Consider the following 26,606-nt stretch of genomic DNA (forward strand, 5'->3'; position numbering starts at 1 on the left):
TAAGATTATTTCATCCTTTCAATGAATGATTTGAAGTATTGGAGGCTCCATGACCGATCTGATTAAACAGTTGACGATTGATTTGCAATCCAAAATTGAGACGTTTAAGCCAGAATTGGAAATTCGGGATATTGGGACGGTCATCGAAGCAGGAGATGGAATTGCCCGGGCGCAAGGGCTTGCTTCTGTCCGTTCTCAGGAGTTAGTAGAATTTTCTAACGGGGTCATGGGCATCGCCTTTAACCTGGAACATGATGCGGTTGGCATCATTATTCTGGGAGATTATCGCTCGATTAAAGAAGGAATGACGGTTTACAGTACCGGGCGAATTGCTTCAGTGCCGGTTGGAAATGGTTTGATAGGTCGTGTAGTCAATGCGCTTGGAGAGCCGATTGATGGTAAAGGACCTTTGCAATTCAGCGGTTATCGTCCGATTGAACGCATTGCACCTGGAGTAGTAGCCCGTCAGGACGTAGATACACCTGTCCAAACCGGAATAAAGGCTATTGATGCTATGATTCCGATTGGGCGAGGTCAGCGGGAATTGATTATTGGTGATCGCCAGACGGGAAAGACTGCCATTGCTATTGATACGATCATCAATCAAAAGGGCAAGGATCTCATCTGTATTTATGTCGCCATTGGGCAAAAGAAAGCCGCAATTGCTCGTCTGATTGCCACCCTGGAACGCTATGGCGCCATGGATCACACGGTGGTGGTGGTAGCCTCCGCGGATGAACCCGCCGCTATGCAGTATATTGCTCCTTATGCGGGATGTGCAATTGGCGAGGAATTCATGGAGAGCGGCAAAGATGCGCTAATTGTCTATGACGATCTCTCGAAACATGCATGGGCTTATCGCCAGGTCTCACTCCTCTTACGGCGTCCACCGGGCCGTGAAGCCTATCCAGGTGATGTGTTTTACCTCCATTCTCGTTTGCTTGAGCGGGCATGTCGGTTAGCCACAGAATATGTCATTGTCCCGGCAGCATTTGAGGGTAATGAAGCTCAAGCCTCGGATGCGGTAGATGGAAAGGTTTATGGTGGCCCGCTTTCACGCCATGATGCTGAAAACGCCCTTAAGCAAATGCAAAATCCTGAAGCCTATAAGGTGGTAAAACGGGCTGGAAGTGGAGGTTCCCTGACTGCACTACCCATCATTGAAACCTTACTGGGTGATGTTTCTGCTTACGTACCTACCAATGTCATTTCGATTACTGATGGGCAAATTTATCTGGAAAACGATTTATTCAATGCTGGTATTCGCCCTGCGATCAATGTAGGTATTTCGGTGTCTCGTGTGGGTGGCTCTGCTCAAACGAAGGCAATACGCCAGGTTGCAGGTCGCCTGCGCCTGGATATGGCAGCGTTTCGGGCTCTGGCGGCATTTGCGCAGTTAGGATCCAGCCTCGATAAAGCCACCCAGAATCAGTTGAACCGTGGGCAGCACTTGCAGGAAATCCTGAAGCAACCTCAGTATGAACCGGTTTCCCTTGAACATCAGGTCATTGTCCTTTATGCAGGGACAAATGGCTATGCGGATCAGGTGCCCCTGGATCGAATGCGCGCCTGGGAGCAGGATTTACTGCGCTTTATGGATACCGGCTATCCGGAGATTGGGCGAAAAATCGCGGAAGAGAAACGAATCAGCGATGAAACCGAACGGCAACTGAAAGAAGCGCTGGAAGCCTTTGCTCGTTCCTGGGTTAGTGCCTGAAAGGGGTTGAAGTATGGCTTCTACAAGAGAAATGAGGCTGCGAATACGCAGTGTCAAGAACCTTTCCCAGGTGACCAAGGCTCTTGAGACGGTCAGTGCCAGCCGTGTGCGGAAAGCCATTCAAGCACATAACTCCAGCAAGCCCTACGCAGAAAAAGCCTGGAAAGTGCTCGTGCACCTGGCGCGTCAACCAGGTCACAATGCTCTTCATCCTCTTCTGGCAGATCGCCCTACGGTTAAAAAGGCACTTGTCATTTTGGTCACCAGCGATCGTGGATTGGCTGGATCTTATAACGCCAATATATTCCGACATGCTTTGCATGAGTTTAATCAAAAACCTTACCCGGTTGATTTTGTGGCAGTCGGCAAAAAAGGGAGAGACTTGCTGTTACGGCGCAGAAAAAATGTCATTGCAGAGTTTAGCGATTTACCCTCTCCACCTTTATACAAAGAGGTAGCGCCTATAACCAGTCTGGTCATTGAAGATTTTGAAAAAGGTATTTATGACGAGGTGTACATTTGTTACACCCAGTTCATAAACATGATGCGTTACGAACCGGTTACAAGAAGATTGCTTCCCCTGAAAATCCTCTACAAGGATGAGATACCCAATCCGAATGTGTTGGATGCCACCCATCGCACTCATTCGGTTTTCACCTTTGAGCCGGATGAAGGGGAAGTCTTGAACAATATTGTGCCCCATTTTACGGGAATTCAAATTTTTCAGGCGATTTTGTCCGCACAAACCAGTGAACATGCAGCGCGTATGATTGCCATGCGCAATGCAACGGAGAGCGCGCAAGATTTGATCCAGTCTCTTCAACTGGAATATAACAAACTACGTCAAACTCTTATCACCAATGAAATGTTAGATATTGCAGGCGGGGCAAATGCCCTTGCCCAGGAAAACGAATAACGCGGGAGGTTATGCATGGTTCGTCAGGCAACCGGTCGAGTGGTTCAAATTCAAGGTAGTGTCGTAGATGTCGAGTTCCCTGCAGATGATTTGCCGACCATTTATGAGGCACTTGAGGTATTGCCTCCCACAGGGGAGCCTTTGATATTGGAAGTCCAAAAGTATTTGGGAGAGGGTTGGGTTCGAACGGTTGCCATGGATACAACCGATGGGCTACAGCGCGGCATCCCGGTTCGTCGTACAGGAGCGCCAATCACCGTTCCGGTTGGGCCTGCTACTTTGGGGCGTATCTTCAATGTCACTGGAAAACCCATTGATGGAAAAGGACCGGTGGAAAGCGAAATCCAGTATCCGATTCATCGTGCAGCCCCTAAGTTTGAAGACCAGTCTACTCGTGTAGAGGTATTTGAAACGGGGTTGAAGGTAATTGATCTCATTGCTCCGTTTACCAAAGGTGGGAAGACAGGTATTTTTGGTGGTGCGGGAACCGGAAAAACAGTTATCATTATGGAACTGATTCGTTCTATTGCCACCGTCCATAAAGGAAATTCCGTCTTTGCCGGTGTGGGTGAACGCACTCGTGAAGGGACGCAGTTATACCGCGAGATGCTCGAATCGGGGGTTATGAAGGATACAGTAATGGTTTTTGGTCAAATGAACGAGCCCAGTGGTGTTCGTTTGCGGGTTGCCTTGACAGCGCTGGCAATGGCAGAGTATTTCCGTGATCAGGGACGGGATGTTCTGTTGTTTATTGACAATATCTTCCGCTTTACCATGTCCGGCTCGGAAGTTTCAGCATTACTGGGGCGCATGCCTTCGGCAGTAGGGTATCAACCCACGCTTGCAACAGAGATGGGCGAATTACAGGAGCGCATCACTTCCACTCACCATGGTTCGATTACTTCCATGCAGGCAGTGTATGTACCGGCAGATGACTACTCAGATCCTGCCCCAGTAGCGACGTTTGCCCATCTGGATGCCACCATTGCACTGGATCGTGCCATTGTGGAAAAGGGCATTTTCCCGGCTGTGGATCCTCTGGTCTCTACCTCACGAATTCTGGATCCCCTGATTGTTGGTGAAGAACATTATCGTACGGCTCGGGAAGTTCAGCGGGTTCTTCAACGATACAAGGACTTACAGGATATCATCGCCATTCTGGGTTTTGATGAACTGAGTGAAGATGACAAATTAATTGTCTCACGCGCCCGAAAGATCGAGCGTTTCTTCAGCCAGCCTATGTTTGTGGCTGAACAGTTCACCGGGCGGCCTGGAGTGTACGTGCCGCTGAAAGAAACTGTCAGAGGTTTCCGGGAAATCCTTGATGGCAAGCATGACGATTTGCCTGAACAGGCATTTTACATGGTGGGTACCATTGATGACGCTGTAGCACGCGCTCGAGAATTACAGAGTTAGGAGAGAATTATGCCAATCCGCTGTGAAATCGTTTCGCAGGATCGGGTTGTATTTTCAGAAGACGTGGATATGGTTATCCTTCCGGGGGGAGGTGGGCAGATGGGCATTCTGCCTAACCATTCCCCCGTATTAACGACCCTGCAATATGGTATTGTTCATGTCAAAAAGAACGGGGAAGAGCATTATTTTACTGTAGCGGGGGGCTTTGCTGAAGTACAGCCAGATCAGGTAACCATTCTTGCTGATGCGGCTGAAAACGTAGAAGAAATTAATCTTCAGCGGGCAGAAGAAGCGCGGCGGAGGGCGGAAAATTTACTTAAACAAGGCGTTCCTCAAGACACCGATGAGTACCTGAATATCCAGGCTGCCTTACGTCGTTCCAACTTGCGCATTGAAGCGGTGCGCAGATACCGCCGTCATCACTAAACATCCAGTCAGGGGAATGTCATGGCATTATTCACGCGTGAATTGGGCATTGATTTGGGGACAACGAACACTATCATTGTCGAAGGTAATCAAATTTTAATCAATGAGCCCACGGTAGTTGCTGTGGTGGTAGCCGAACAGAAAATGGTAGAGTCTGGCAGAGCAGCCCGGGACATGTATGGCAGGGTCTCCGATGCCATTGAAGTGGTTTGGCCTCTTCAGCACGGCGTAATCGCCGAGTATGAAAAAACCGAAAAATTCCTGAAATTTCTGGTGCGAAAAGTCTCCGGTCCCATGCAGTTGTTTCCCCCGCGAATCATGCTCACTGTACCTTATGGGGTGACGAGCGTGGAAAGCCGTGCTGTTCATGAAGCGGGACTTGGGGCAGGGCGAGAAGTTTATCTTATCCCGCAACCCATTGCTGCCGCTTTAGGTGTGGATTTACCCATTGGTACGCCTTCAGGGAATATGGTTTTATCCATTGGAGGTGGTACTATTCAGGCAGCAGTTCTGGCAATGTACGATATAGTGCGTGGAGAAACTTTACGCACAGGCGGGATTCGCATGGATGAAGCCATTATCGCATATGTGCGCAAAAAGTATGGGGTGTTGATTGGCCAGCCTACTGCTGAACAGTTGAAGATTCGCCTTGGCGCGGCGATTCCACAAGAGCAACAGCAAACGATGGAAGTGCAGGGGCAGGATCAGGTCAGTGGGCTTCCCAAACCCGTTTCCCTTACCACTGATGATATTGTGGAAGCCTTACAAGAGCCCTTACAGGAAGTAGTGGGTTGTGCCAGGCGAGTATTAGAGAAAACGCCACCTGAATTGATTGCAGATATCATTGACCGAGGAGTAGCGTTGTGCGGGGGTGGAGCGCTTCTCAAGGGGATTGATCGATATTTGACAAAAGCCCTGGGTATCCCAGCCTACCTGGTGGATAATCCTACTACCTGCACCGCAGAAGGTGCAGCGCGGGCATTTTCGATGCGCGAAGCGCTTTCGCGGAGCCTTTTACAAACCTGAAATTTCTGGCTTAAGCAAGCAACAGGGCTGGCGAGACTGTGCCAGCCCTGGATGGTTTAATCCAGATAATAAGTCATTCTTTGTAAGTGAATAATTGGGTCTATATATTGCACATGGACATCATCAGGGACAGTCAATGTAATGGGGGCATAGTTCAAAATGGCTTTGACGCCAGCCTGAATGAGTTGATTGGTTACGCTTTGGGCAACTTGAGCCGGTACGGTTAGCATGGCGATTTTAATTTGGTGGGTTTGAATCGTTTCAATCATCATTGAAGTGTGCAGCACCGGAATCTCATTAATCACCTGTCCAACTTTTTGTGGGTCAGAGTCGAAAATCAGTGCTACTCGAAAGCCATGATCAATGAACCCTTGATAATATGCGATGGCTTTTCCTAAATTACCTGCGCCGATCAAAGCCATGTCCCAAATCCGATCGACTTTTAGAATTTGTTGTAGTTTATGAACAAGAAATGGAACAGAGTAACCTTTGCCTTGTTTGCCAAATTCTCCATATTGAGAAAGGTCTTTTCGAATTTGGGCTGCTGAAATGCCAATTTTTTCGCCCAATTCTTTTGAAGAGGTGACGGTGCAACCTTGTTGAAGCATATGCTCAAGGGCTTGCAAGTAACGTGGCAGGCGCCCAATCACAATATCAGGAATGGTTTTCTCGTTCATGAACACCTCTACAGGGAATTTATTCCCATTTTACTCTAATTAACAAAGGTTGTGTAAATTATCACATCCTGAAAGTAAAAAAAACAGGTTACCTGTCTTCCAAGCAACCTGTCTGTAACTCATTGACTGATTTTTTATTCCCTCTGTCTTCCTGAAAGCAAGAACACGTAGTATAACACCGTCGAGATGGCTTGAACGGCTGCCGCTACATAGGTCAATGCTGCAGCATCCAGCACCTTATTGACACCTTCCATTTCTCCATAATAGACCAACCCGCCATCGGCTAAAACGGCTTTTGCTCTCCGACTTGCATCGAATTCAACCGGAAGGGTGATCAAGGCGAACACTGCTGTCGCCGCAAATAATCCCAGCCCAATCCATGCAACTGTAGTTCCCATGAAGAAGAAACCCAGCATGAAGATAATCGGACCAAGCCAGGAGCCAATCTGTACCGTTGGAACGATTGCCGAACGGATTTGGAGAGGGAAATACCCCTCATGGTGTTGAATAGCGTGTCCCGCTTCATGTGCGGCAATTCCGGCGGCGGCAATGCTGTTGCTGTGGTAAACCTCAGGACTGAGTCGAAGAACACGCGCCACAGGGTCATAGTGGTCGCTTAAGAAGCCGTCAACGGCTTCTACACGAACATTCGACAACCCATTCATGTTTAGAATGCGTCGTGCAATCTCTGCTCCAGTCATACCGGAAGCGTTCCGTTTTTTGGAGTACTCATTAAATGCTGACTGTACTTTGAATTGAGCCCAGAACCCCAATAGTAAGGCTGGTAAACTGAAAAGCAGGTAGATAAGGTACCCACCACCAAAAGCGATCATAAATTAACCTCCCAATTTATTTCGAGACTGGTTTTGTCTTGATAGATAAGATAACAAATATTTATAAGAGGGGGATTAGAACGGTATCAAGAAAGTGTAAAAACTTTAGAGGATTTTGATTAAAAAAAGAGGCGCGCCTGCCGAGACTCGAACTCGGGCTTCCACCTCCGGAGGGTGACGTGATATCCACTTCACTACAGGCGCTGACGCTCCAAATTATACACTGCCTTTTTAAGGATGGCAAGTTCATGGATTTTCAGATTCTTATTTTGCTTTTTGCCTGGAATGGATTATAGCGGCAAGATGAAAACCGGATACTGTTCACCTGTTAACCGAAACCCACAATGTTGGTATACATGTAAAGAGGTGGTATTGGTGCTTTGTGTATTCAGGGTCACATTTTTTAGTCCCTTTTGAACAATAAAATGATGAAGTAAACTGCGCACCATTTGTGAACCTAATCCACGGTTTTGCATTTCTGGAAGGACTGCCAGACGCGCCAGGTGGGCTTTGTATTCACTTTCTGTGCTCATCTGGTAAGCGACAATTTTCCCTTCTATTTCCAGGACGGTCTTATAAGTGGATTTCTGAAATGCGTAATACAGATCTGTCTGGCTTAATTGCCACAAAGGTTCAAAAGCGGCGTTATCTACCGCTGTAACCGCAGGCAAGTCTTCAAGTTGCATCTCTCGGTGAATTGCATAAGATTCGCGAGAAGGTTCATAAACCACAAAATTATGATCATATATCATCATCACCACATCCTGATAATGGATAAACCTCAAATCATGGAGGATGTGGGCGAACCATTCACTGAGTCCCAAAGAGGCTAAAAACGGTACATGGCTGTTTTCGTGGTGCCATTCCAGGTTTTTTCCCAGCAGTTCAGTCATGATGCGGGTAGGAGAAGTAAAAAGATCAGCGGCAAAGATGCGGATCCATGCCGCCATGGGAGGGTCAGCCGGAGTGGCGAGTAGCCCAATCAATTGATCATCTTTTTCTGCGAGCCAGAAGGGTTGCCATCCCACCCAATCCAGTGGGTTTCTCCAGTCAAGGTGCTGGTGGAGATAGATGGTTTTTTTTAGAAATGCCTGTAAATGTGGTTTATCCTGAAGGGCTACGGGGCGAAGTTGATGCTGAGATTGGAACAAATTCACTTTTTCCCTATCATCTTGAAAGGTAAATCAAGGAGCCTTTTGAGCAAACGTTCCTTCAACGTAAGTTGCTTTTGTTCTTCGAGGGCGGCATCCATACTTGCCAGGGCTTCAAGTTGCCGGTTGGTTCGAATCTGTAAAGAAGATATGGCTTTGAGCGTTACTGCGCGCATCTCAGAGTGATTGATTTGTTTAAACAAAGCAGCAGCGCGTTGATAATGGTGCAGGGCTTCTTCAAGTCGATTCAACCCTTCCAGTGCCGCTGCGTAATTCGCTATGGCAATCCCTTCTCGTTCAATATCACCCACTTGATGGAAAATTTGCTCTGTGCCTTCACAGGCTTTGAGGGCGCCCTGAGCATCACCGGCTTGTAGGAGGGCTACACTCTGATTGTTCGCCATCTCAGCAGACAAAACCATGTCACCGCTTTCTCCGTAGGCTTTTGCGGCTCTTTCAAACTGTGCCGCCGCTTCAAGATATTTCCCTGCGCGGTACAGTTGTTGTCCGGTTTTAGCGAGTTGATCAGGTGTATTTTGCTTTTCCATCAATAGGTAATCTCCAGAAGACTTTCAGCAATCAAGCGTAGCTTGTTCGCATCCAGCGCAGATAATCGCATTGCCAGTTCCAGATAAGGGCGGTTTACGGGTTGCACAATAAATTGCTGCATTTCCTCCGGAAGTTTTTCAAATTGTTCTACCCATTGTCGCTGGATACGCCGTTTAGCAATCGGACCTTTTTCATCCAAAAATTGACTGATGGGAACATCCAATACTTCCGCCAGAGTTTCCAGTTCTGGCAAAGGAATTTCCCGGTTTCCGTTTTCATATGAAAACAATAATTCTTCCTCAATCCCTGTTTTTTCGGCTAACTGGCTGGTGGAAATTCCCTTTTCCTGTCTGGCAAGACGTAAACTTGCTGCAATAATTCGATTGCGCAATTTTAGAACTGTGTGGATGTTTTGCGGAACTTCCGCTTGCCTTTCTGCCGAAATGGGTTTATTGTCCCAGAAAACATCAACAGGAATATTCAGATATAAGGAGAGCAATTCAACCTGAGGAAGCGTTGGAGAAGCCTCTCCGCGTTCAAATTGAGAATATTGTTCTGGCGAAATTTCCAGAATACGGGCGCATTCTTCCAGCGAGCGGCATGACACTCGCCGGCTATCATAAAGAATTGCACCCAATTTCTTTCGACGAATCAGGATGAGCCGATTTTCCATTTGCTCTCCTTTGAGCGAATTTTATCTGCGCCGACCCCCGCCAAGGATATCTGCCAGGTTAGCGCCAAACACTTCAGGACCAAGTTTGAATCCTGCTGCTTCAAGCCGCGGGGTAAAGAGAGGTCGAATGCCTGTGGGCTTCAATTCTCCCAAGACTTTCCCATCTGCTGAAATACCGGTTTGCTCAAACTTAAAAATATCGGTCATGACAATGGTATCACCTTCCATTCCCGCAACTTCAGTAATAGAGACCACTTTTCGGGTTCCGTCCTTAAGACGGGATACCTGAATGATCAGGTCAATGGCAGAGGCAATTTGTTCACGAATTACTCTAACGGGCAATTCCATCCCCGACATCAAACACATTGTTTCAAGACGGGAAAGCGCATCGCGAGGAGTGTTTGCATGGAGTGTAGTCAATGAACCATCGTGTCCAGTATTCATTGCCTGTAACATATCCAGCGCTTCACCGCCGCGGCATTCTCCAACAATAATCCGATCAGGGCGCATTCTCAGGGCATTACGCACCAGATCACGAATGGTGACGGCGTTTTTACCCTCAGAGTTTGGTGGTTTTGTTTCCAGTCGCACCACGTGTTCCTGTTGGAGTTTCAATTCTGCGGCGTCTTCAATGGTAACAATGCGTTCATCTTCTGGAATGAAACCAGACAGAATGTTCAGCAGGGTGGTTTTTCCAGAACCGGTTCCGCCAGAGATGATGATGTTTAATCGGGCAATGACACATGCCCGAATAAAGTTTGCCATGTTCTCCGTGATGGACCCGTAATTGATAAGCTGTTGGATGGTGAGTTTGTCTTTTTGAAACTTGCGAATTGTGATTGTAGGACCGTCAATAGCACAAGGCGGAATCACAGCATTTACACGAGAACCATCCGGGAGGCGGGCGTCTACGGTGGGACTGTCTGCATCAATGCGACGCCCTAACGGTAGAACTATCTTCTCGATAAGCCGAATGACTGCCGCATCATTTTCAAAAGTGATATTTGTCTTTTGCAGTTTCCCTTTGCGTTCTATATAGACCAATTTAGGACCATTTACCATGATTTCAGAGATTTCCGGGTCATCCAGAAGAGGTTGTAATGGACCAAACCCGAGTAAATCATCCAGAATATCATGAAATAATTGATCTCGAACGCTGTTAGGAAGTTGAAGCCGGGTCGTCTGGTAGGCTTGCATTAAAAGTTGACCAACTACTTTCCGGCGGTCTTCACCGGAAGGAGGTGGGTTGGATTCAAGTTCCCGAGAAACAACATTAATAAGATAATCTTTCAGTTTGGCAAGATCGGCTTGACGTGGTGATGCGCCTGGATTATTCATGGATTCTTCCTCTAAGCACTTTGTATCTCCTCATCTGGGATGATCCAGATGACGTGTTCTTTATTCAGAGTGAGGAAATTGCTTTTATACAACAAATTCCCCTGAGGGTCGAGAACGTTTGCTTCCGTTATCGCGATGAATTGAATGGAAGCATTCAACTCGTCAATAATCCGTTCGCTTGGACGTACATGGAGGGTACCGCGAATGGTATGCTGAGTGGTTTGCACAATAACCGGTACAGGTTTCTTAGAAATGACCTGTGTAAAAATTTTACCCTTTTCGTCGTATTGTGTCACCATGTTTATTTTCCTGTTTCAGAAGATTCTTTTTCAATAGGGGGCATGAGATATCCAAGCCCAGAACGTGTCACAATGTGGATGGGGTTGTGAGGGTTATCCTCAAGTTTTTGCCGCAATCGAGCAATACTTACCCATAAAATTTCCTTATCGTCTTTATATTGTGCTCCCCAGACAGCAGTAAGCAAATCCTCTGGTGAAAGCACCCTACCCATGTTATGAGCAAACTGGATGAGCAGGCGGTATTCTGTAGCCGATAGAAAAACAGGTTTCTCATCTTTCCAGACTTCTGCTCTGGCAAAGTCAATTTTCAAATTGCCATGGATGAAATACCGGTTTTGGGTCACAGAGTCAGCGGTTTGAGCACGTCTGAGAACTGCTCGAACCCGCGCAATCAACTCTGTTGCAGAAAAGGGCTTTACCACATAATCATCAGCGCCCACATTTAAGCCCTTCACGCGATCTTGTTCTTCTCCCTTGGCAGTGAGCATGATAATGGGAACGCTTGAAAATTGTCGGATTCGCTCGCAGGTCGAAAATCCATCCAGATGGGGCATCATGACATCCAGGATGACCAGATCGGGTTGGCGAGAAGATATAAATTCCAGGGCTTCTTCCCCGTTACTTGCCGTACTCACCAGATATCCAGCAGCTTCGAGGTTCACCCTGAGCAAATGCTGATATCTTGGCTCATCATCTACCACCAGAATATGAGGCGCTGCCATTTTTAGACCTCCTCCGAAAGTTCGCCAAAATCCCCGTCTTTCGGTTGATAAATGGGCAATCGAATGATAAAGGTGGTCCCTTTTCCCGGGATGGAGTGCACCTGAATGTTCCCGTGGTGTGCCTGGATGATCTTTTTGCAAATAAATAACCCTAAGCCTGTACCGTGAACGTTAGGCGAAGTATCCGGATTCCTGAAAAAGCGCTCAAAGACATAAGGCAGGTAACGTTGCGGTATTCCAGGTCCGTGATCTTCTATGGTGAGAATTGCCTCTCCATCCTGTTCTTTTATTTTAACCCAAACATCTGACCCGGGAGCATATTTGATTGCGTTATTAAACAGGTTTTCCAATACCTGATTAATCCTTTTGGGGTCGGCTTCAATGGAAGGAAAATGGGGTTCCGTCTCAACATGTGCTGTAAATGAGGGGTGATGCATTTTGAGATGTTCAATGGTGGAGCGAACCAGAGAATCCAGCCGTACCGGTTGAAATACCATTTTCAGCGTTCCGCTTTGAAGGCGCGCAGAATCCAGAAGGTTTTCGATTAACTCTTGCAACCGATCCGTTTCCTGATCAATAATTCTTAAGAACTCTTGTTGAGTTTGCGCGTCCCACTCAGTATCTGACCGAAGTAATGTCGTGGTGTACCCTTTAATGAAACCCAATGGCGTTCGCAATTCATGGGTAATCGTTGAAATAAAATCTTCTTGAACCCGATTTTCTTTGCTCTGGGTCTCCAAAATGTCATAGGCTTTTTGGAGGTTCTGGCGTTCTACCAGTAAACTGATCTGCTGGGCTATAAATTGAGCAAGTTGAATGTAAGACTGGTTAAACGGTGGTCCCCCAAAACGGATCAGGACCAGTACTCCCAGTGTACGTTCTCCTGCCTGAAGTGGTATACCCAAAATATAAGGGCTCGCCAGACGATTGTCTCTGGACAGGGTGTCGGGTTCTACAATCTTGATTTCGGGCTGATCCATAATTTGATTGGCGATATTTTCACCCCATGCGATATCCGCCTCTGCTGAGCGTCCTCTCCCAACTGCTCTTGCAAACATTACATCCAGGGTATGATGAAATGGATCTGCCAGATATACCGCAAGGTTATCGAAGATGAAAATGGATCGTAGAAGGGGGACAATCTGGTCTAATGCCGAATTCCAGTCTGTGCTTTGAGTGACAATTCGACTGATTTCGTATAGATGACGTATTTCAACCGCTTGTGTGGTTGGATCCGGTGTGCCCATTTCTAAATAAACTCCCCACTAAAGTTCTTACTCATTCTTATGCAGAGACTATTCTCAAAGCAAATGAAAATGTACTCCCCTTATTTTCTTCAGAATGGACATGAATGACCGAACCGTGTGCTTCGATGATTCGGCGTGCCAGGGCAAGCCCTAACCCGGTTCCGCCTGCTTTTCGAGTGGAACTTCCATCTAATTGTACAAAAGGCTCAAAGATTTGTTCGATACGATTGGCAGGAATGCCGATGCCGGTATCAGACACCTGAATTTTCAAGAAACCTTCATCTCGCTCAGTAGAAAGAGAGATCGTTCCCAGAGGAGGGGTGAACTTGATGGCATTATCGATCAGTTGCATTAACACCCAGGAAACTTTTTCTTGATCAGCGGCAATCATTAAGGCATTGTCTGGTGGATCAAGATGAAATTGAACCTGCCGTTCAATTGCTTTATGAGAATTCCGCTGATAAACCGAGGAAAGTAATTCAAAGGCGTTGACAGGACGGATATTCAGATAAATTTGATTCTTTTCACTCACTGAGAAGAGAATCAGATCCTCAATCAATTGCGCTAATCGTTCTGAGGAACGTTGAATTACCTCAAGAGCAGCCCGTTGTTGGGAGTTTAAGGGACCCAAATCGCCAGCAAGAAGTAAATCCAGGTAACCGGTTAAGTGGGTGAGTGGAGTTCGTAATTCGTGAGAGATATTTGCAACCAGGTTGGATTTTAGTTCATTTAAAGAGTGGAGTTGTTCGAGGGCTTTTTCTAATTCAGCCGTACGTTCCTTGACCCGTTGTTCCAGTTTTTGATTGGCTTCTTGTAAAGCATTCTGGTATTGAAGGATTTGTTCCGCAATTGCGCGGTCTAAATTTTCCTGGGTGATAAACCCTTTTTGAACGAGAATTTTCCCTAAAAGTGGCGATTTTTCCTGCCGATTCCTGAGCCTTTCTTGTTCCTGAAGTGCCAGCGTCAATTGTTCATGGGTAATCAAACCTTTTTCGACCAGATAATCACCCATTTTAGGAACCAGCAATTCAAGGGAAAGCGGCGAGGTGTTTTTCATGATTTAACTCCACCATACCCATTCTCCCCCCACCATAGTGGCTACTGGAAGGAGTGAAGGCAGTTTATCGGGAGGAATTTCCAACGGAGACTCAGGAAGAACAATTAGATCTGCCAGGAAGCCTTTCTCCAGTTTTCCCAGTTCTTGTTCTCGAACCGCAGCGTAAGCAGGGGATATGGTAAATCCGGCAAGCGCATCTTGTACGGAAATCCGTTGCTCTGGATGCCAGCCCTCAATTCCAGGAAACCCGTTTAATTTTCGGCGGGTAACTGCGGCGTAAACTCCCAGCCATGGATTGGGACTCTCAACCGGAGCATCGGATCCAAATACCAGTTTTGCCCCGTAATCCTGAAGCGATTTATAGGCATATGAAGTCTGGCTTCTTGTTCCCCAGTAAATATCCGCCATTTCCATATCCGAAATAGCGTGTACAGGCTGAACCGAAGCCAGAATCTGGTGTCTGTCAAATAGTGGAAAATCTTCTATATTAAGGCACTGCACGTGCTCAATTCGATGCCGCAAGGGGAGGATTTTTTGTTCTTTCTCGAATGCCCTAACCTGTGCCAATCCAAGCAAAACTTCATGATTGGCACGGTCTCCAATGGCATGGATCGCAAGACTGAGCCCATGTTGGACGGCTTCCCTCCCGTATTCAACAACATCTTCATGATCCAGGAAGAGGATGCCTGTGTTTTGGGGTTCGTTTTCGTAGGGTTGAAACATTGCTGCAGTATGGGGGCCCAGTGCACCATCTGCAAATAACTTCACCGAACCAATTCTCAGGTAGGATGAACCAAACCCACTGCGTAACCCCAGCCGGATCGCATCGGGAAGGTTTTCTAGCGGAATGCTTTTCAGTACCCGTATTTTGAGGGTGTTTGACTGGTCAAGGATTTGAAGAGCAGAAAAACAACGGGACTGGTCAAAATCATGTACACCGGTAATGCCCATTTTCCATAAATTTTTCTGGGCTTCCTGAATGGCTTCGGCAACTTCCTGTGGAGTTGGGGCAGGCAGAACACGTTCTACCAGTTGCATGGCAGATTCAAACAAGATGCCAGTTGGCCTTCCCTGTGGATCGCGTTGAATTTTTCCTCCGGGTGGGTCGGAAGTGGTTTTATCTATACCGGCGAGTACCAGGGCTTGTGAATTTGCCCAGGCAGCATGCAAAGACTTAGCAGTCAGATAAACTGGATTTTGAGGACTGACGGCATCCAGTAAAGTATTATTTCCGAAGCCTTCGCTCCATAGATTTTGATTCCACCCATGTCCCCGTACCCATTTTCCGGGCGGTGTCTTTTCTATCCTTGCCTTTACCCGTTGAAGACATTCCTGTAGCGTTTGGGTTTCACAATCTACCCGTTGAAGCGAGAGTGCATACTGTTCTAAATGAAGATGCGCGTCCGTCAACCCTGGGAAAATGCAGGCTCCCTGCATGTCCTCACAAAGTGCTGTTTTCCCGTATAGCAAAAGTAAATCCTCGTCCGAACCAACAGCAAGAACACGATCATCTTGAATGGCAATGGCTGTGCCGGCTTTGACATAGGGTGAGGAATATACCTGCGCATGGTACAGAACGCGAATCATGGATGCCCCAGGAATTGATTTAATAAATGATCAAATTCTTCTTCTGAATAGTAGTAGATTACAATCGAGCCGCCTTTTTGTCCATGGCGAATGGAGACCTTTGTGCCAAAGCGTGTGCGAAGTTGTTCTTCATATTCCTGAATTTCTGGAGATGGACCGCGCTTGTGCTGTTTTAGTGGGCGTTCACCAGACATCTTGCGCACCAATTCTTCCGTTTGGCGTACTGTTAATCCTTGCTCGCGAATAACTTTCAGGACTGTGTTTTGTGCGGTTTCGGTGTGTAATCCAAGTAACGCCCGGGCATGCCCTTCGCTTATTTCTCCATTTTGCAAGGCTTTTTTGGCTTCCTCAGAAAGGTTAAGAAGCCGCAAAGTATTGCTCACTGCCTCGCGGCTTTTTCCTACCCGGATAGCAATATCTTCATGCCTCAAGCCGAATTCTTCCACCAACTGTTGATAGGCTTCTGCTGTTTCAAGAGGTGAAAGGTCTTCTCTCTGCAGGTTTTCAATCAGGGCCAGTTCAAGGCGTTCTTGTTCACTCACCGGGCGGATGATGGCGGGTATCATTTCTAACCCGGCCAGTTTAGCGGCTCGCAAACGTCTTTCTCCCGCCACAAGGTAATACTCATCCTTTCCGGGTTCTGTGGTGACCAGAACCGGCTGTAATACACCATGCTCTCGAATCGATTCAGCCAGTTCTTGTAAATTGGCTTCGTTTATTTCCGTGCGTGGTTGACGAGGGTTCGGTTTGATTTGATCAACAGGCAGGGAAATCACCCCGCTTTCATTCTGGGAAGATTCTCCGGGGATTAATGCGCCTAAACCTTTTCCCAAGCCACCTTTGCGTGCCATGATCACCTTTCTTATGTCAGTTCAGGAATGTGAATGCCATCTAAAGCCAGTAACTCTTTGGCAAGAGATTGATAGGCTTGTGCCGCATGAGACTCTGGTGCATATACAGAAATGGGTTTCCCGAACGAGGGCGCTTCTGCCAGACGCACACTTCGGGGAATGATTGTTTGAAAAACTTTATCAGGAAAGTATTTTCTTACCTCTGCAACAACATCGGTAGCCAGTCGTGTGCGCCCATCAAACATGGTCAGGATGACACCGCGAATTTGCAAATCAGGGAACAAAGAATTTTTAACTCTGTGGATGGTCTGGGTGAGTTGTCCCAATCCTTCCAGAGCAAGGTATTCACATTGCACAGGGATCAACACCCCGTGAGATGCGGCTACCAACCCATTTATGGTCAACAGACCAAGGGAGGGAGGGCAATCAATCAGAATGTAATCATATCGATCCACTGCGGGAGCAAGCACCTCTTTCAGCCGGTGTTCCCGAGCGGGGATATCTACCAGTTCCACCTCTGCGCCGGCTAACGCTGGAGACGAGGGCAACAGCGAAATTTTATAACGAGGGTTATGCAGAATGTGTGGGGTGATGGGCATCTTTCCAATCAATACTTCATATGTGCCCCCACGAATACTGTTTTTATCCACGCCCAGAGAAGAGGTGGCATTGGCTTGAGGGTCAAGGTCTATCAGAAGGACACGCTGTCCATAATATCCCAGATAGGCTCCAAGGTTAATGGCAGAGGTGGTTTTTCCCACTCCGCCTTTCTGATTGACCAGTGTGTAAATTCTCGCCATAACCCTCTACCTTAAACAATTTCTGTGAGACAGAGTTGAATTTCCTGAGCAGTTGGAATGCCATCCAATCCCGGCCTTGTCACACTGTAAGCCGCCAGTTGAGTGGCGAATCGACCTGCTTCCCAGGGATCCCTGGTGGTATAAAGGCGGATAAAGAAAGCCGCGGCAAAAATGTCCCCTGCACCGGTAGGATCAATTTCTTTCATCTTGGGCGGGGTAAACCGTCTTACATCGCCGTTCCAGTAAATTCGCGCCCCTTGAGCACCTTCTGTAACAGCCAGAATTCGGATGTGAGAAGCAAATTCTTCAATGTATGATTCATCCCCACGGACATCTTCTATGCTGAGCACCGCTGCGGTGGCTTGCTCCAGAACATAGCCTGCTTCAAGCCAATCAGTGAACTGAACATTTCCGTTTTTGTCCCATGCTCTGAGCCATCCCTGTGGAGTCAGGCCAATGAGAGCGTTAGGAAATGCTCTCACCAGACCTGGATCCACTTCATTGGCTACTGGACCAAGATGCACAATGGGTGCAGAACGCCAGGTCTCGGGAATTAATGAAAGCCCCAGCCCTGGTGCTCTTTGATGAATTTTCTGAATGCGACCTTGAGGGGTTTGAATGTTTTCAAATGTGGTGGTTTCTGGGGAGTTCAACCCGACTACCGTGTATTGAGATAACCGGGGAACGTCAAAGCAAGAATCACAGGCCGTGACCACACCTACTCTTAACCCCAGGGCTCTTGCGGTGAGTCCTGAATAAGTGGCAGTTCCACCAACTCGCGGACCTTCTGGAGTAAGATCTCGAGTGACATGGCCAATCAGTAAATAATCAATTGGTTCTATGGAGGGTAAGGATAACATATAAAAATTATACTTGATCTGGATCTTCGGGAGAGGAAACAGACTCGGTTGAGGATTTTATCTCTGTTTCCATGACGAGGTTTCTCATTGCATCGTCAATGGAGAGGGTTTCTCGACGCATACCTGGGGCAGGTGTCCCACAGTAAGGACATAAATTCCATGACAGTTCAATGGCTTTCCCACACTGGTGGCAGGTTTTCTTTAAACGGGTATAGCATGCCGGGCATACAACCCAGTCTTCTTTCACTTTTCTCCCACATCCGGGACACAAAAGGCTTTCCTCAATGGTCTGTAACAGCGCTTCTTCTTCAAGTGATTGCTGGAATTCCTCTTCCAGTGTTCTTGGAGGACGCAGAATGAAGTAAATTAACATCCCCGGAAGGAATAGAATTGCTACAACCAGTACAGCCAGGATATGGACCAGCGTATCCCGGGTTCGTCGTCGAATATCCCTGAAAACCCAGAAAATCAGACTCAGCCAGAGGGCAGCGAGGAATGCGGCAGTGAACCCTACTGAAATTAAGAGAAAATTCGATAGAAACGTTGGGTCAACAGTCATGATTTGCTCCTTGGAAATTATAGCATGGTTACCTGAAGGGGTTTAACAGAATTTGGCTATACTTAACGTATGGCTGTAAAAGAAAATAACCATGCCTATCGAATTCGAGATATTGAGGAGACGGATCGTCCGCGAGAACGCCTGGCAGAGTTGGGATCGCAGGCTCTGAGCAATGCGGAATTACTGGCTATATTATTGCGTGTAGGCATGCAAGGAGAAAATGCAGTTCAGTTGGGGCAGCGAATTCTTAAAACTCTGGGGGGCTTGCATGGGTTGCATCGCGCTTCTTTTGCGGAATTGAGTTCCATTAAAGGAGTGGGGATCGCCAAAGCTGCTCAACTTAAGGCAGCCATCGAACTGGGGCGGCGACTTGCCATGATGGAACCGCAGGAACGCGCCAGTATCACCTCCCCAGCTGATGCAGCGGAACTGGTGCGTTATGAGATGAGTGCACTTCTTCAGGAGCATTTAAGGGTTATTTTGCTGGATACCCGGAATCGTGTCATTAAAATCGAACAACTGTATATTGGATCATTAAATGCTTCCACAGTGCGCGTAGCAGAAATTTTTCGTCTGGCAATTCAGGCATCGGCTGCCTCACTGATTCTGGTTCATAACCATCCAAGCGGTGATCCTTCCCCAAGCCCTGAAGACATCAATTTAACCCGTACCGTCATTCAGGCAGGGAAGATGTTAGATATCGGGGTGCTGGATCATATCATTATTGGACAAAATCGCTGGGTAAGTCTTAAAGAGCGCGGTCTAGATTTCTCCTAAATTTTCTTGTTGAGGTGTACATATGGCAGAAGTGGTAGGAAATCTCAGAGAACACGCGACAGAGGGGGAGAAGAGAACTTTGAGGTTTCTCAGGCAAAATTTACCCAAGGAATTTACTATTTATGTGGAACCGCAGGTTTTCTCCACCCGGGATATCCGATACCCCGATTTTATTGTGGTCAGTAATTATGGATATGTCGTTCTGGAAGTGAAGGATTGGATTCAAGTGGAAAAAGCCGATCCTCATCATGTTTCAATTCGGACAAGAGAGGGAAAAACCAGAGAAGAAAAAAACCCGGTCACTATTGCCCGTGAGTATGGGTTTGAATTAGAGAAAGAAATTTCAAAGAAACAGAGCAGCGTTGTTGGATTTTCTCAAGGATGGAAAATTCCGTGGAGTTATGCGGCAGTTTTACCGAATCTTCCACAATCAGTCATTACTCAACTCTGGAGAGTCTGGGGCGAAGGATTTGTTTGGGGGGAGAACGACTTAAGAATACCGGACTTGCTCCTCAACCGGATGAAAAATATCTTCCCTGCTTTTCGATTGCAAAAGGGAGGCTTATCCAGGGAACAATTAAATTTGATCCGGGCAACTATATTTCCTATCGTTGAAATATCCCGACCAGAAGGCACAATTATTCTGGATCCAGCACAGGAAAGCATCATTACCGAACCGGTGCAATTGGAGAAACCTCAACTAACAAAAGCGCAGGAGAAAGAAGCGCGCCTTCAGAGCCTGTTTGAGGAAGTCCAATTGGAGGGAGATCAGCAGGAAGAAGAACTTCCTCCTGAAGGGGCTAATCTGGTTAAAAATATCTCGATTCGACTGTTACGCGGGTTTGCAGGTAGTGGCAAGACCCTGGTTTTGATTCAACGTGCTCGCTATCTTTCAAAACTTTATCCTGATTGGAAAATTGCGGTCGTTACCTACAATAAACTTTTACAACAATGGCTGGAAAGTGAATTGGATGGTACAGGTGTTAAAGTTAAAACTTTTCATGGTTTGTGCTATTCTTTGCTGCCCTGGGCACTCCAGGTAGAAGACGATCAAAAGGAATCCTTACTGGATAAATGGCTGGATAAAGCACGAGAAGATTACCCGATAGTGGAAATGATTGGAAAAAATGCGATAAAACAGGAATTGAACTGGATTCGAGAAATGGGGATTGTTCAGGCCGAAGATTACATTCAAATCGAGAGGCATGGTGTTGGGACGAAATTACGTCTCTCAAAAGGCCATCGTGAAGGTGTATTTAATCTTCTCCAGGCCTATCGTCAGTACCTGCGTCAAAATATGCTGTGGGATTGGAATGAATTACCTTATTATGCTCTGGAGCATCTGCAATCTTCAGAGAAAAAAGAAATTCAACAGTTCAATGCCATTCTCATTGATGAAGCGCAGGATTGGGCACCGGTTTGGTTTCGGGTAATTCAACATTTTCTCCTTCCCGATCAGGGGATTCTATTCCTTGCAGATGACCCATCCCAGAGCATTTATCGGCTTTTTTCCTGGAAAGAAAAAGGGATCAATGTGGTTGGCAGGACGCGCTGGCTACGAACACCCTATCGAAATACATGGGAAATTTACAATGCAGCATATCAACTGATTAAAGATAATCCGGAAATTGAAAAATCATTGCAGGAGACGGGTGAGTTTATTCCACCGGAGTTAACGCCAGAAAAGATGCGTCATGGGGCAAAACCGGTGCTGAAACAGTGTGAGAACTTGAATGATGAACTCAGTTTTATCAGGAATACAATCTTTTCCCTTACTGAACAGGACGTGCGGGAAAATCAGATTGCAGTATTGGTCCGTGCGAAGAAAGATATTGAAACCGTCAAGACTGCTCTCAAAGGAACTGATGTGATTGTAAATCCTATACATGGATTTAAAGGTTTAGAGAAACAAGCCATAATCATTCCCTTCCTTCAAAAGTTATTTACTTCTCCAAATGAAGTTGAAGATCTTCGATTGCTTTATATGGCAATGACCCGCGCTCGCTCACACCTGTATATGAGTTATTCTGGTCCCCTTCCAAGGGTAATGGATAAACTCAAGAATGCCGGCTGGGTAGATTTTATTGGTTTTTAATGCAACTGTTGGACAATCTTTGACAAGATTGGCAACTTACCTTAAAATAAGCCGTCGGGCAATCATACGAAAGTGAAGGGCTACGATTCATGAAAGAGTATAAAACTGAGGCTATTCGAAACATCGCATTGGTATCTCACAGCAGTGCAGGAAAGACCATGCTTTCTGAGGCTTTCCTGCATGTTACGGGTGCGACTACCCGTTTAGGTAGAATTGAGGATGGAACGACCGTTTCCGATTTCGAAGAGGAAGAAATTCGTCGTGGGATTTCTTTAAGCACCTCGGTGATTCCGGTCGAATATAAAGATGTAAAAATCAATGTGTTGGATACACCGGGTTACCTCGATTTTGTCGGCGAGGTCATTTCTGCCTTGCGTGTGGCAGATGGTGCTATTGCGCTGGTTGACTCGGTTGCCGGAGTGGAGGTAGGAACCGAAATCACCTGGCAGTATCTGGATAAATTCAACCTTCCCCGCTTTGTCCTGATCAACAAAATGGATCGCGACAATGCCAATTTCAAGAAGGCGCTTGCTTCCATTCAGGAGTTCTCTTCAGTGCGCCTGATTCCAGTGCAATTACCCTGGGGAGAAAAGCAAGCCTTTCAGGGGGTGATTGACCTCCTGACCATGAAAGCCTACAAAGGCGATGGCAAAACGGTGGTGGAAATTCCTGCAGAGTACCGCTCCGAAGCAGAAGAAGCGCGCACTGCCTTGATTGAAGCAGCAGCCGAAGGTGAAGATGCCCTGCTAGAAAAATATCTCGAAACCGGTGAGTTAAGCCCGGAGGAAATTATCCGTGGGTTGAAAGCCGTTGTGCGCAATGTCAGTTTTGCACCTGTGTTTGTTGCGGCTGGCGCGGCAGAAATCGGTATCATTCCGTTGCTGGATGCCATTGTGAATCTGATGCCCTCTCCGGCAGAAATTCCTGCGCCTGTGGCTCAGGGTAAGGATGGAGAGGAAAAACTGCCCGCCTCGGATGCTGGCCCTCTGGCTGTCTATGTCTGGAAGACCACAGCGGATCCCTTTGTGGGTAAATTAACGTATTTCCGCGTGTATTCTGGAGTAGTTAACTCCGATACTCGTGTTTGGAATCAGACCAAAGGCGTTGAAGAGCGCTTTGGCACGGTTGCAGTGATGCGAGGGAAAGAAACCTTCCCGATGAAAGTTATTCATGCGGGTGATTTGGGAGTCGTGCCGAAACTGGCAGAAACCTCCACTGGAAACACCCTGTGCGACAAAGCACATCCGCTGGTATTGCCTGAACCTGAGTATCCCGGTGCTCTCTATCAGGTGGCAATCAGCCCAAAGACACAAGCCGACTCGACCAAGATTTCACCGACTCTGACCCGCCTTTGTGAAGAGGACAAGACTTTGTCCTGGCACATGGAACCTGCTACCGGACAAACCATCCTGCAGGGAATGGGCGAGCAACACATTGATGTAGCTCTGCGCCGGGCAGAGACCAAGTTCCAGGTCAATTTGATTGCCAGTGAACCTCGTATTCCTTACCGTGAAGCCATTACCAGAAAAGGTCAGGCAATGTACCGTCACAAGAAACAGACGGGCGGCGCTGGGCAGTTCGGTGAAGTACACCTGCGCATTGAACCACTGGCTGAAGGTGACTTTGAATTTGTCAATGACGTCTTTGGTGGAGCCATTTCGTCTTCGTACATGCCTGCCATTGAGAAAGGCATCCGCAATGTTATGGCAGAAGGCATTCTGGCTGGATACCCGATCAGCGGTGTCAAAGTGTCTGTTTATGACGGAAAAGAACATCCGGTTGACTCCAAGCCAATTGCCTTTGAAATTGCTGGACGTGAAGCCTTCAAACTGGCTTTCATGGATGCCGGTCCGGTTTTGAATGAGCCCATTATGGATGTGGAAATTATTGTGCCTGAAGCCAATATGGGCGATGTGTTGGGAGACTTGAATACCCGTCGGGCTCGGGTACAGGGAATGAATTCAGAACGTGGTCATTCCATTGTGAAAGCCTTTGTTCCTCTGTCAGAAATGCTTCGCTATACTACCCAGTTGCGTTCAATGACGGGGGGACGTGGTTTCTTCCGCATGAAGTTTGATCATTACGAGATGGTGCCGCCTCATATTGCGCAGGAAATCATAGCCCGTGCACAAAAAGAGAAGAAGGAAGAGTAGTCTTTCAATAAGAGGTGAAGAAGCAGTCAGGTTTTGCCTGACTGCTTTTGTTTTTCCAGCATGGAATATAATAATAATTCACTGGAGTGGAGGGCAAAAATATGGAAAATCTCCCGCTATCTGATTTTTGGGATGCTATCCTATCCAGAAATCCACGCCTGATCCGAAACACCTTTGTTTTACTGGATGAATCGTCCAGAAAAGCAGTGATCAATCATTTACAGAAAATGATTACTGAGAGCGGCTGGCATCCTGAACAGGTCAAATCGGCTAAAGCGGCGCTTGTAATCATTCGAGGGATTGGTACAAAAACAAGGAGGATTCCATGAAGGTCACTGTGTTTGGGGGCACCTTCCCAAAACCAGATACCACGCCATACGAGGAAGCAGTTCAATTGGGGAAATTACTTGCCCAGGCTGGACATACAGTCATTACCGGTGGATATATGGGGGTGATGGAAGCCGTTTCAAAGGGGGCGGCTCTGGCAGGCGGGCATGTGATTGGTGTTACCTGTGATGAAATTGAGCGGTGGCGGAATGTTCCCAAGAATCAATGGGTGAAGGAAGAGTGGCGACGTGCAACGTTACCCGAGAGAATGGTTACTCTGATGGATGAGGCAGATGCCATTATTGTAATGCCGGGTGGGATTGGAACACTGGCAGAGACTGCCTTAATCTGGAATCGGATGCTCATTCAAGCCTCCAGCCCCAAAAAGGTGATACTGATAGGGGAAGGCTGGAAAAAAGCAATCAACGCATTATTTGAAGCATTTCCAGAATATTATCCTGACGGGCATCAGGAAATGGTACTTTTTGCCTCAACTGTTGAGGATGCTCTGAATTATCTGGCGAATTAAGGAGAAATCCCATGCCAAAATTAACCCAGGCGGAAATTCTTCGCTATTCTCGCCATTTGGTGTTGCCAGAAGTTGGTTTAGAAGGTCAACAAAAACTCAAAGATGCCAGAGTCTTGATTGTTGGAACGGGAGGATTGGGATCGCCAATTTCTCTCTACCTGGCAGCGGCTGGAGTGGGGTGTATTGGGTTGGTTGATTACGATACAGTGGATGAAACGAATTTGCAAAGACAAATCGTTCACGGCACTTCTCGAGTAGGGATGCCTAAAGTCGAATCGGCAAAACAACGTATCCATGAATTAAATCCATATGTACAGGTGGAAACCTATCAAACGGTTCTCCGTTCCGATAACGCCCGTTCCATTGTTGATAGATATGACATTTTGGTGGATGGTACCGATAACTTCCCTACTCGCTACCTTTTGAATGATCTGGCTGTTTTTACCCGGAAGCCATATGTGTATGGATCCATTTTCCGTTTTGAAGGACAGGTGAGCGTTTTTGATGCTCGTGTTGGACCCTGTTACCGTTGTCTGTTCCCTGAACCGCCCCCACCGGGAATGGTGCCATCATGTGCGGAAGGGGGAGTGTTTGGTGTATTGCCGGGGATCGTAGGGACTCTGCAGGCGACCGAAGTCATTAAATTGATTCTGGGTATTGGAGAACCTCTCATTGGAAAATTACTTTTAATAGATGCGCTGGATAGTACTTTCCAAACTGTTCAGTTGAGAAAGAATCCTGCCTGTAAACTTTGTGGTGAGAATCCTCAAATTCAGACACTGGTGGATTATGAGGAATTTTGTGGGGTTCCCGCTGCAGGGCGATATATGGTTCAGGATGTTCCAGAACTGTCTCCGCGGGATGTGATGGAACGATTAGACTCTGGAGAGTCGTTTGCGTTTTTAGATGTGCGGGATCCTGTGGAATTACAGGTTTCCCGTATTCAAAGCGCTGTGGTTATTCCTGTGGGGCATCTTCCCGCCAGGCTTCATGAACTGGATCGAAATAAAAAATGGGTGGTATTTTGTCGCACAGGTGAACGCTCTGCCCGGGCTGTAAAACTACTTCGGTCAGCAGGTTTCCAGGCATATAACTTGAAGGGGGGTATTAACGCCTGGGCTGAACAGGTAGATCCCGGGATGTTAAGGTATTGAACATGGCAGATGAAACCAAACGAACGTTGCTGGCTGTACTGGCCCATCCGGATGACGAGACTTTTGGCGTTGGGGGCACGCTAGCCTTATATGCCCGACAGGGTGTTGATGTATATCTCATTTGCGCCACTCGAGGAGAGGCTGGAGACGTAGAACAAAGTCATCTCCAGGGGTATTCTTCCATCGCGGAACGCCGTGAATCTGAGCTGCGGTGTGCGGCAAATATCCTTGGATTGAAAGGGGTTATCTTTCTCGGTTACCGCGACTCGGGAATGCCGGGGTCGGTGGATAATTCTCATCCTCAGGCTTTATGCGCTCAACCAGTTGAGGAGGTTGCCAGTAAACTTGTCTCTCTGATTCTTCAAATCAAACCTCAGGTAGTGATCACTTTCGATCCTATTGGAGGATATCGTCATCCTGATCATATTGCCATCCATCGGGCTACTGTAAAAGCATTCGAACATCTCACCGCACTTGAACAGGAAGGGAAAGCGCAAAACCCGATAAAAAAATTGTATTTTCACACGATTCCCAGAACTTTTCTGCGCTTGATGGTTTTTCTTCTGAAACTTATTGGGAAGAATCCCCGCAGGTTTGGAAAGAACGGTGATATTGACCTCGCGTCTATTGCAGCAGAATACTTCCCAGTCCATGCTGTGGTGAATTATCGGTCAATTGCTCAGGTTCGGGAGCGTGCTGTGGCTTGTCATGCCAGTCAGGGGGGCGCTTCTCTGACTGGTGTGGGGATTTTTGGGGAACTTCGTCGCTGGCTTTTTTCGAAAGATGTGTTTATACGGGCTTTCCCGCCGGTAGAGAAAGGCACTCCCCGAGAAAAAGATCTTTTTGAAGGTCTATGGTAAGAAACCC

Annotated in this window: 27 protein-coding genes and 1 tRNA gene; 12 read left to right on the forward strand and 16 right to left on the reverse strand. The window is 47.1% G+C overall.

The genetic code is table 11. The annotated features are described in order from the left end of the window. The first annotated feature begins 49 nt into the window (after positions 1-49). Genes atpA through LHF31_RS06320 form a run of 5 tightly spaced genes read left to right on the forward strand, consistent with a single transcriptional unit; the run spans position 50 to position 5,501 of the window. On the forward strand, positions 50-1,717 hold the full coding sequence (gene atpA / locus LHF31_RS06300) for a F0F1 ATP synthase subunit alpha (RefSeq protein ID WP_303773896.1): 1,668 nt from the start codon (positions 50-52) through the stop codon (positions 1,715-1,717). A 13-nt stretch (positions 1,718-1,730) separates the two neighbouring features. Next, a complete protein-coding gene (gene atpG, locus LHF31_RS06305; RefSeq protein ID WP_298007870.1) occupies positions 1,731-2,633 on the forward strand; it encodes an ATP synthase F1 subunit gamma in 903 nt (300 codons plus the stop codon). Positions 2,634-2,648: 15 nt separating this feature from the next. Beyond that, positions 2,649-4,049 carry a F0F1 ATP synthase subunit beta gene (gene atpD, locus LHF31_RS06310; RefSeq protein ID WP_303773898.1) on the forward strand — a complete coding sequence of 467 codons (1,401 nt, stop codon included), beginning with the start codon at positions 2,649-2,651 and terminating at the stop codon, positions 4,047-4,049. A 9-nt stretch (positions 4,050-4,058) separates the two neighbouring features. After that, complete coding sequence (locus LHF31_RS06315) at positions 4,059-4,475, forward strand: F0F1 ATP synthase subunit epsilon (protein ID WP_298008781.1); 417 nt, start codon at positions 4,059-4,061, stop codon at positions 4,473-4,475. A gap of 21 nt (positions 4,476-4,496) precedes the next feature. Further along, positions 4,497-5,501 carry a rod shape-determining protein gene (locus LHF31_RS06320; protein ID WP_298008783.1) on the forward strand — a complete coding sequence of 335 codons (1,005 nt, stop codon included), beginning with the start codon at positions 4,497-4,499 and terminating at the stop codon, positions 5,499-5,501. 56 nt (positions 5,502-5,557) lie between these two features. Here LHF31_RS06320 and LHF31_RS06325 read toward each other — a convergent pair whose 3' ends face one another. From LHF31_RS06325 to LHF31_RS06400, 16 genes are all read right to left on the reverse strand, one after another. After that, entirely contained in the window at positions 5,558-6,178 is a 621-nt protein-coding gene (locus tag LHF31_RS06325) for a redox-sensing transcriptional repressor Rex (protein ID WP_298008786.1), read from the reverse strand. A 134-nt stretch (positions 6,179-6,312) separates the two neighbouring features. Continuing rightward, on the reverse strand, positions 6,313-7,011 hold the full coding sequence (locus tag LHF31_RS06330; protein WP_298008789.1) for a zinc metallopeptidase: 699 nt from the start codon (positions 7,009-7,011) through the stop codon (positions 6,313-6,315). Positions 7,012-7,143: 132 nt separating this feature from the next. Continuing rightward, a tRNA-Arg gene (locus LHF31_RS06335) sits at positions 7,144-7,215 on the reverse strand. 86 nt (positions 7,216-7,301) lie between these two features. Further along, the gene (locus LHF31_RS06340) at positions 7,302-8,162 is read right to left on the reverse strand and encodes a GNAT family N-acetyltransferase (protein ID WP_303773903.1); all 861 of its coding nucleotides are present in this window, start codon (positions 8,160-8,162) and stop codon (positions 7,302-7,304) included. Positions 8,163-8,164: 2 nt separating this feature from the next. Next, positions 8,165-8,710 carry a tetratricopeptide repeat protein gene (locus LHF31_RS06345; protein WP_298008796.1) on the reverse strand — a complete coding sequence of 182 codons (546 nt, stop codon included), beginning with the start codon at positions 8,708-8,710 and terminating at the stop codon, positions 8,165-8,167. Then, positions 8,710-9,384 (reverse strand): helix-turn-helix domain-containing protein, encoded by a 675-nt coding sequence (locus LHF31_RS06350; protein WP_298008798.1) that lies wholly within the window; start codon positions 9,382-9,384, stop codon positions 8,710-8,712. The genes LHF31_RS06345 and LHF31_RS06350 overlap by 1 nt, the downstream gene beginning before the upstream one ends. Before the next feature lie 21 nt (positions 9,385-9,405). Then, on the reverse strand, positions 9,406-10,722 hold the full coding sequence (locus LHF31_RS06355; RefSeq protein ID WP_298008800.1) for a CpaF family protein: 1,317 nt from the start codon (positions 10,720-10,722) through the stop codon (positions 9,406-9,408). 11 nt (positions 10,723-10,733) lie between these two features. Continuing rightward, entirely contained in the window at positions 10,734-11,021 is a 288-nt protein-coding gene (locus tag LHF31_RS06360; protein ID WP_298008803.1) for a hypothetical protein, read from the reverse strand. 2 nt (positions 11,022-11,023) lie between these two features. Then, on the reverse strand, positions 11,024-11,743 hold the full coding sequence (locus tag LHF31_RS06365; protein WP_298008806.1) for a response regulator transcription factor: 720 nt from the start codon (positions 11,741-11,743) through the stop codon (positions 11,024-11,026). Positions 11,744-11,745: 2 nt separating this feature from the next. Then, complete coding sequence (locus tag LHF31_RS06370) at positions 11,746-12,990, reverse strand: ATP-binding protein (RefSeq protein ID WP_298008809.1); 1,245 nt, start codon at positions 12,988-12,990, stop codon at positions 11,746-11,748. Positions 12,991-13,027: 37 nt separating this feature from the next. Then, complete coding sequence (locus LHF31_RS06375; RefSeq protein WP_298008812.1) at positions 13,028-14,047, reverse strand: cell wall metabolism sensor histidine kinase WalK; 1,020 nt, start codon at positions 14,045-14,047, stop codon at positions 13,028-13,030. A gap of 3 nt (positions 14,048-14,050) precedes the next feature. Beyond that, positions 14,051-15,634, reverse strand: a complete 1,584-nt coding sequence (locus LHF31_RS06380; protein WP_298008815.1) for an amidohydrolase — start codon at positions 15,632-15,634, stop codon at positions 14,051-14,053. Further along, positions 15,631-16,410, reverse strand: a complete 780-nt coding sequence (locus LHF31_RS06385) for a ParB/RepB/Spo0J family partition protein (RefSeq protein WP_298008817.1) — start codon at positions 16,408-16,410, stop codon at positions 15,631-15,633. The genes LHF31_RS06380 and LHF31_RS06385 overlap by 4 nt, the downstream gene beginning before the upstream one ends. 86 nt (positions 16,411-16,496) lie before the next feature. Beyond that, positions 16,497-17,285: a ParA family protein gene (locus tag LHF31_RS06390; protein ID WP_298008820.1), complete on the reverse strand. Its 789-nt coding sequence runs from the start codon at positions 17,283-17,285 to the stop codon at positions 16,497-16,499. 11 nt (positions 17,286-17,296) lie between these two features. Then, positions 17,297-18,145 (reverse strand): PfkB family carbohydrate kinase, encoded by an 849-nt coding sequence (locus LHF31_RS06395; protein ID WP_298008824.1) that lies wholly within the window; start codon positions 18,143-18,145, stop codon positions 17,297-17,299. Between the two features lie 7 nt (positions 18,146-18,152). After that, entirely contained in the window at positions 18,153-18,704 is a 552-nt protein-coding gene (locus LHF31_RS06400; protein WP_298008827.1) for a zinc ribbon domain-containing protein, read from the reverse strand. Positions 18,705-18,773: 69 nt separating this feature from the next. Between LHF31_RS06400 and radC the strand changes: the two genes are divergently transcribed. The 7 genes from radC (at position 18,774) to LHF31_RS06435 (ending at position 26,599) form a co-directional block, all read left to right on the forward strand. After that, entirely contained in the window at positions 18,774-19,481 is a 708-nt protein-coding gene (gene radC / locus LHF31_RS06405) for a DNA repair protein RadC (protein WP_298008830.1), read from the forward strand. A gap of 22 nt (positions 19,482-19,503) precedes the next feature. After that, positions 19,504-21,576, forward strand: a complete 2,073-nt coding sequence (locus LHF31_RS06410; protein WP_303773909.1) for a nuclease-related domain-containing DEAD/DEAH box helicase — start codon at positions 19,504-19,506, stop codon at positions 21,574-21,576. Positions 21,577-21,665: 89 nt separating this feature from the next. After that, positions 21,666-23,729, forward strand: coding sequence for an elongation factor G (fusA, locus tag LHF31_RS06415; protein WP_303773911.1), 2,064 nt, complete (start codon positions 21,666-21,668; stop codon positions 23,727-23,729). Positions 23,730-23,830: 101 nt separating this feature from the next. Then, a complete protein-coding gene (locus LHF31_RS06420) occupies positions 23,831-24,058 on the forward strand; it encodes a hypothetical protein (protein WP_298006063.1) in 228 nt (75 codons plus the stop codon). Next, the gene (locus tag LHF31_RS06425; protein WP_298006060.1) at positions 24,055-24,585 is read left to right on the forward strand and encodes an LOG family protein; all 531 of its coding nucleotides are present in this window, start codon (positions 24,055-24,057) and stop codon (positions 24,583-24,585) included. Before LHF31_RS06420 ends, LHF31_RS06425 begins: the two co-directional genes overlap by 4 nt. Positions 24,586-24,596: 11 nt before the next feature. After that, positions 24,597-25,739: a molybdopterin-synthase adenylyltransferase MoeB gene (gene moeB / locus LHF31_RS06430; protein ID WP_298010138.1), complete on the forward strand. Its 1,143-nt coding sequence runs from the start codon at positions 24,597-24,599 to the stop codon at positions 25,737-25,739. Between the two features lie 2 nt (positions 25,740-25,741). After that, the gene (locus LHF31_RS06435) at positions 25,742-26,599 is read left to right on the forward strand and encodes a PIG-L deacetylase family protein (protein WP_298010140.1); all 858 of its coding nucleotides are present in this window, start codon (positions 25,742-25,744) and stop codon (positions 26,597-26,599) included. Positions 26,600-26,606 lie beyond the last annotated feature (7 nt).

Origin of the sequence: Anaerolinea thermophila (assembly GCF_020723905.1) — a bacterium.
GTDB classification, from domain to species: domain Bacteria; phylum Chloroflexota; class Anaerolineae; order Anaerolineales; family Anaerolineaceae; genus Anaerolinea; species Anaerolinea thermophila_A.

What these genes read in the sequence shown, in the direction of transcription:
- atpA (WP_303773896.1), top strand. Translation starts at nt 50, where the DNA reads ATGACCGATCTGATTAAACAGTTGACGATTGATTTGCAATCCAAAATT.
- atpG (WP_298007870.1), top strand. Translation starts at nt 1,731, where the DNA reads ATGGCTTCTACAAGAGAAATGAGGCTGCGAATACGCAGTGTCAAGAAC.
- atpD (WP_303773898.1), top strand. Translation starts at nt 2,649, where the DNA reads ATGGTTCGTCAGGCAACCGGTCGAGTGGTTCAAATTCAAGGTAGTGTC.
- LHF31_RS06315 (WP_298008781.1), top strand. Translation starts at nt 4,059, where the DNA reads ATGCCAATCCGCTGTGAAATCGTTTCGCAGGATCGGGTTGTATTTTCA.
- LHF31_RS06320 (WP_298008783.1), top strand. Translation starts at nt 4,497, where the DNA reads ATGGCATTATTCACGCGTGAATTGGGCATTGATTTGGGGACAACGAAC.
- LHF31_RS06325 (WP_298008786.1), bottom strand. Translation starts at nt 6,178, where the DNA reads ATGAACGAGAAAACCATTCCTGATATTGTGATTGGGCGCCTGCCACGT.
- LHF31_RS06330 (WP_298008789.1), bottom strand. Translation starts at nt 7,011, where the DNA reads ATGATCGCTTTTGGTGGTGGGTACCTTATCTACCTGCTTTTCAGTTTA.
- LHF31_RS06345 (WP_298008796.1), bottom strand. Translation starts at nt 8,710, where the DNA reads ATGGAAAAGCAAAATACACCTGATCAACTCGCTAAAACCGGACAACAA.
- LHF31_RS06350 (WP_298008798.1), bottom strand. Translation starts at nt 9,384, where the DNA reads ATGGAAAATCGGCTCATCCTGATTCGTCGAAAGAAATTGGGTGCAATT.
- LHF31_RS06355 (WP_298008800.1), bottom strand. Translation starts at nt 10,722, where the DNA reads ATGAATAATCCAGGCGCATCACCACGTCAAGCCGATCTTGCCAAACTG.
- LHF31_RS06360 (WP_298008803.1), bottom strand. Translation starts at nt 11,021, where the DNA reads ATGGTGACACAATACGACGAAAAGGGTAAAATTTTTACACAGGTCATT.
- LHF31_RS06365 (WP_298008806.1), bottom strand. Translation starts at nt 11,743, where the DNA reads ATGGCAGCGCCTCATATTCTGGTGGTAGATGATGAGCCAAGATATCAG.
- LHF31_RS06370 (WP_298008809.1), bottom strand. Translation starts at nt 12,990, where the DNA reads ATGGGCACACCGGATCCAACCACACAAGCGGTTGAAATACGTCATCTA.
- LHF31_RS06375 (WP_298008812.1), bottom strand. Translation starts at nt 14,047, where the DNA reads ATGAAAAACACCTCGCCGCTTTCCCTTGAATTGCTGGTTCCTAAAATG.
- LHF31_RS06380 (WP_298008815.1), bottom strand. Translation starts at nt 15,634, where the DNA reads ATGATTCGCGTTCTGTACCATGCGCAGGTATATTCCTCACCCTATGTC.
- LHF31_RS06390 (WP_298008820.1), bottom strand. Translation starts at nt 17,285, where the DNA reads ATGGCGAGAATTTACACACTGGTCAATCAGAAAGGCGGAGTGGGAAAA.
- LHF31_RS06395 (WP_298008824.1), bottom strand. Translation starts at nt 18,145, where the DNA reads ATGTTATCCTTACCCTCCATAGAACCAATTGATTATTTACTGATTGGC.
- LHF31_RS06400 (WP_298008827.1), bottom strand. Translation starts at nt 18,704, where the DNA reads ATGACTGTTGACCCAACGTTTCTATCGAATTTTCTCTTAATTTCAGTA.
- radC (WP_298008830.1), top strand. Translation starts at nt 18,774, where the DNA reads ATGGCTGTAAAAGAAAATAACCATGCCTATCGAATTCGAGATATTGAG.
- LHF31_RS06410 (WP_303773909.1), top strand. Translation starts at nt 19,504, where the DNA reads ATGGCAGAAGTGGTAGGAAATCTCAGAGAACACGCGACAGAGGGGGAG.
- fusA (WP_303773911.1), top strand. Translation starts at nt 21,666, where the DNA reads ATGAAAGAGTATAAAACTGAGGCTATTCGAAACATCGCATTGGTATCT.
- LHF31_RS06420 (WP_298006063.1), top strand. Translation starts at nt 23,831, where the DNA reads ATGGAAAATCTCCCGCTATCTGATTTTTGGGATGCTATCCTATCCAGA.
- LHF31_RS06425 (WP_298006060.1), top strand. Translation starts at nt 24,055, where the DNA reads ATGAAGGTCACTGTGTTTGGGGGCACCTTCCCAAAACCAGATACCACG.
- moeB (WP_298010138.1), top strand. Translation starts at nt 24,597, where the DNA reads ATGCCAAAATTAACCCAGGCGGAAATTCTTCGCTATTCTCGCCATTTG.
- LHF31_RS06435 (WP_298010140.1), top strand. Translation starts at nt 25,742, where the DNA reads ATGGCAGATGAAACCAAACGAACGTTGCTGGCTGTACTGGCCCATCCG.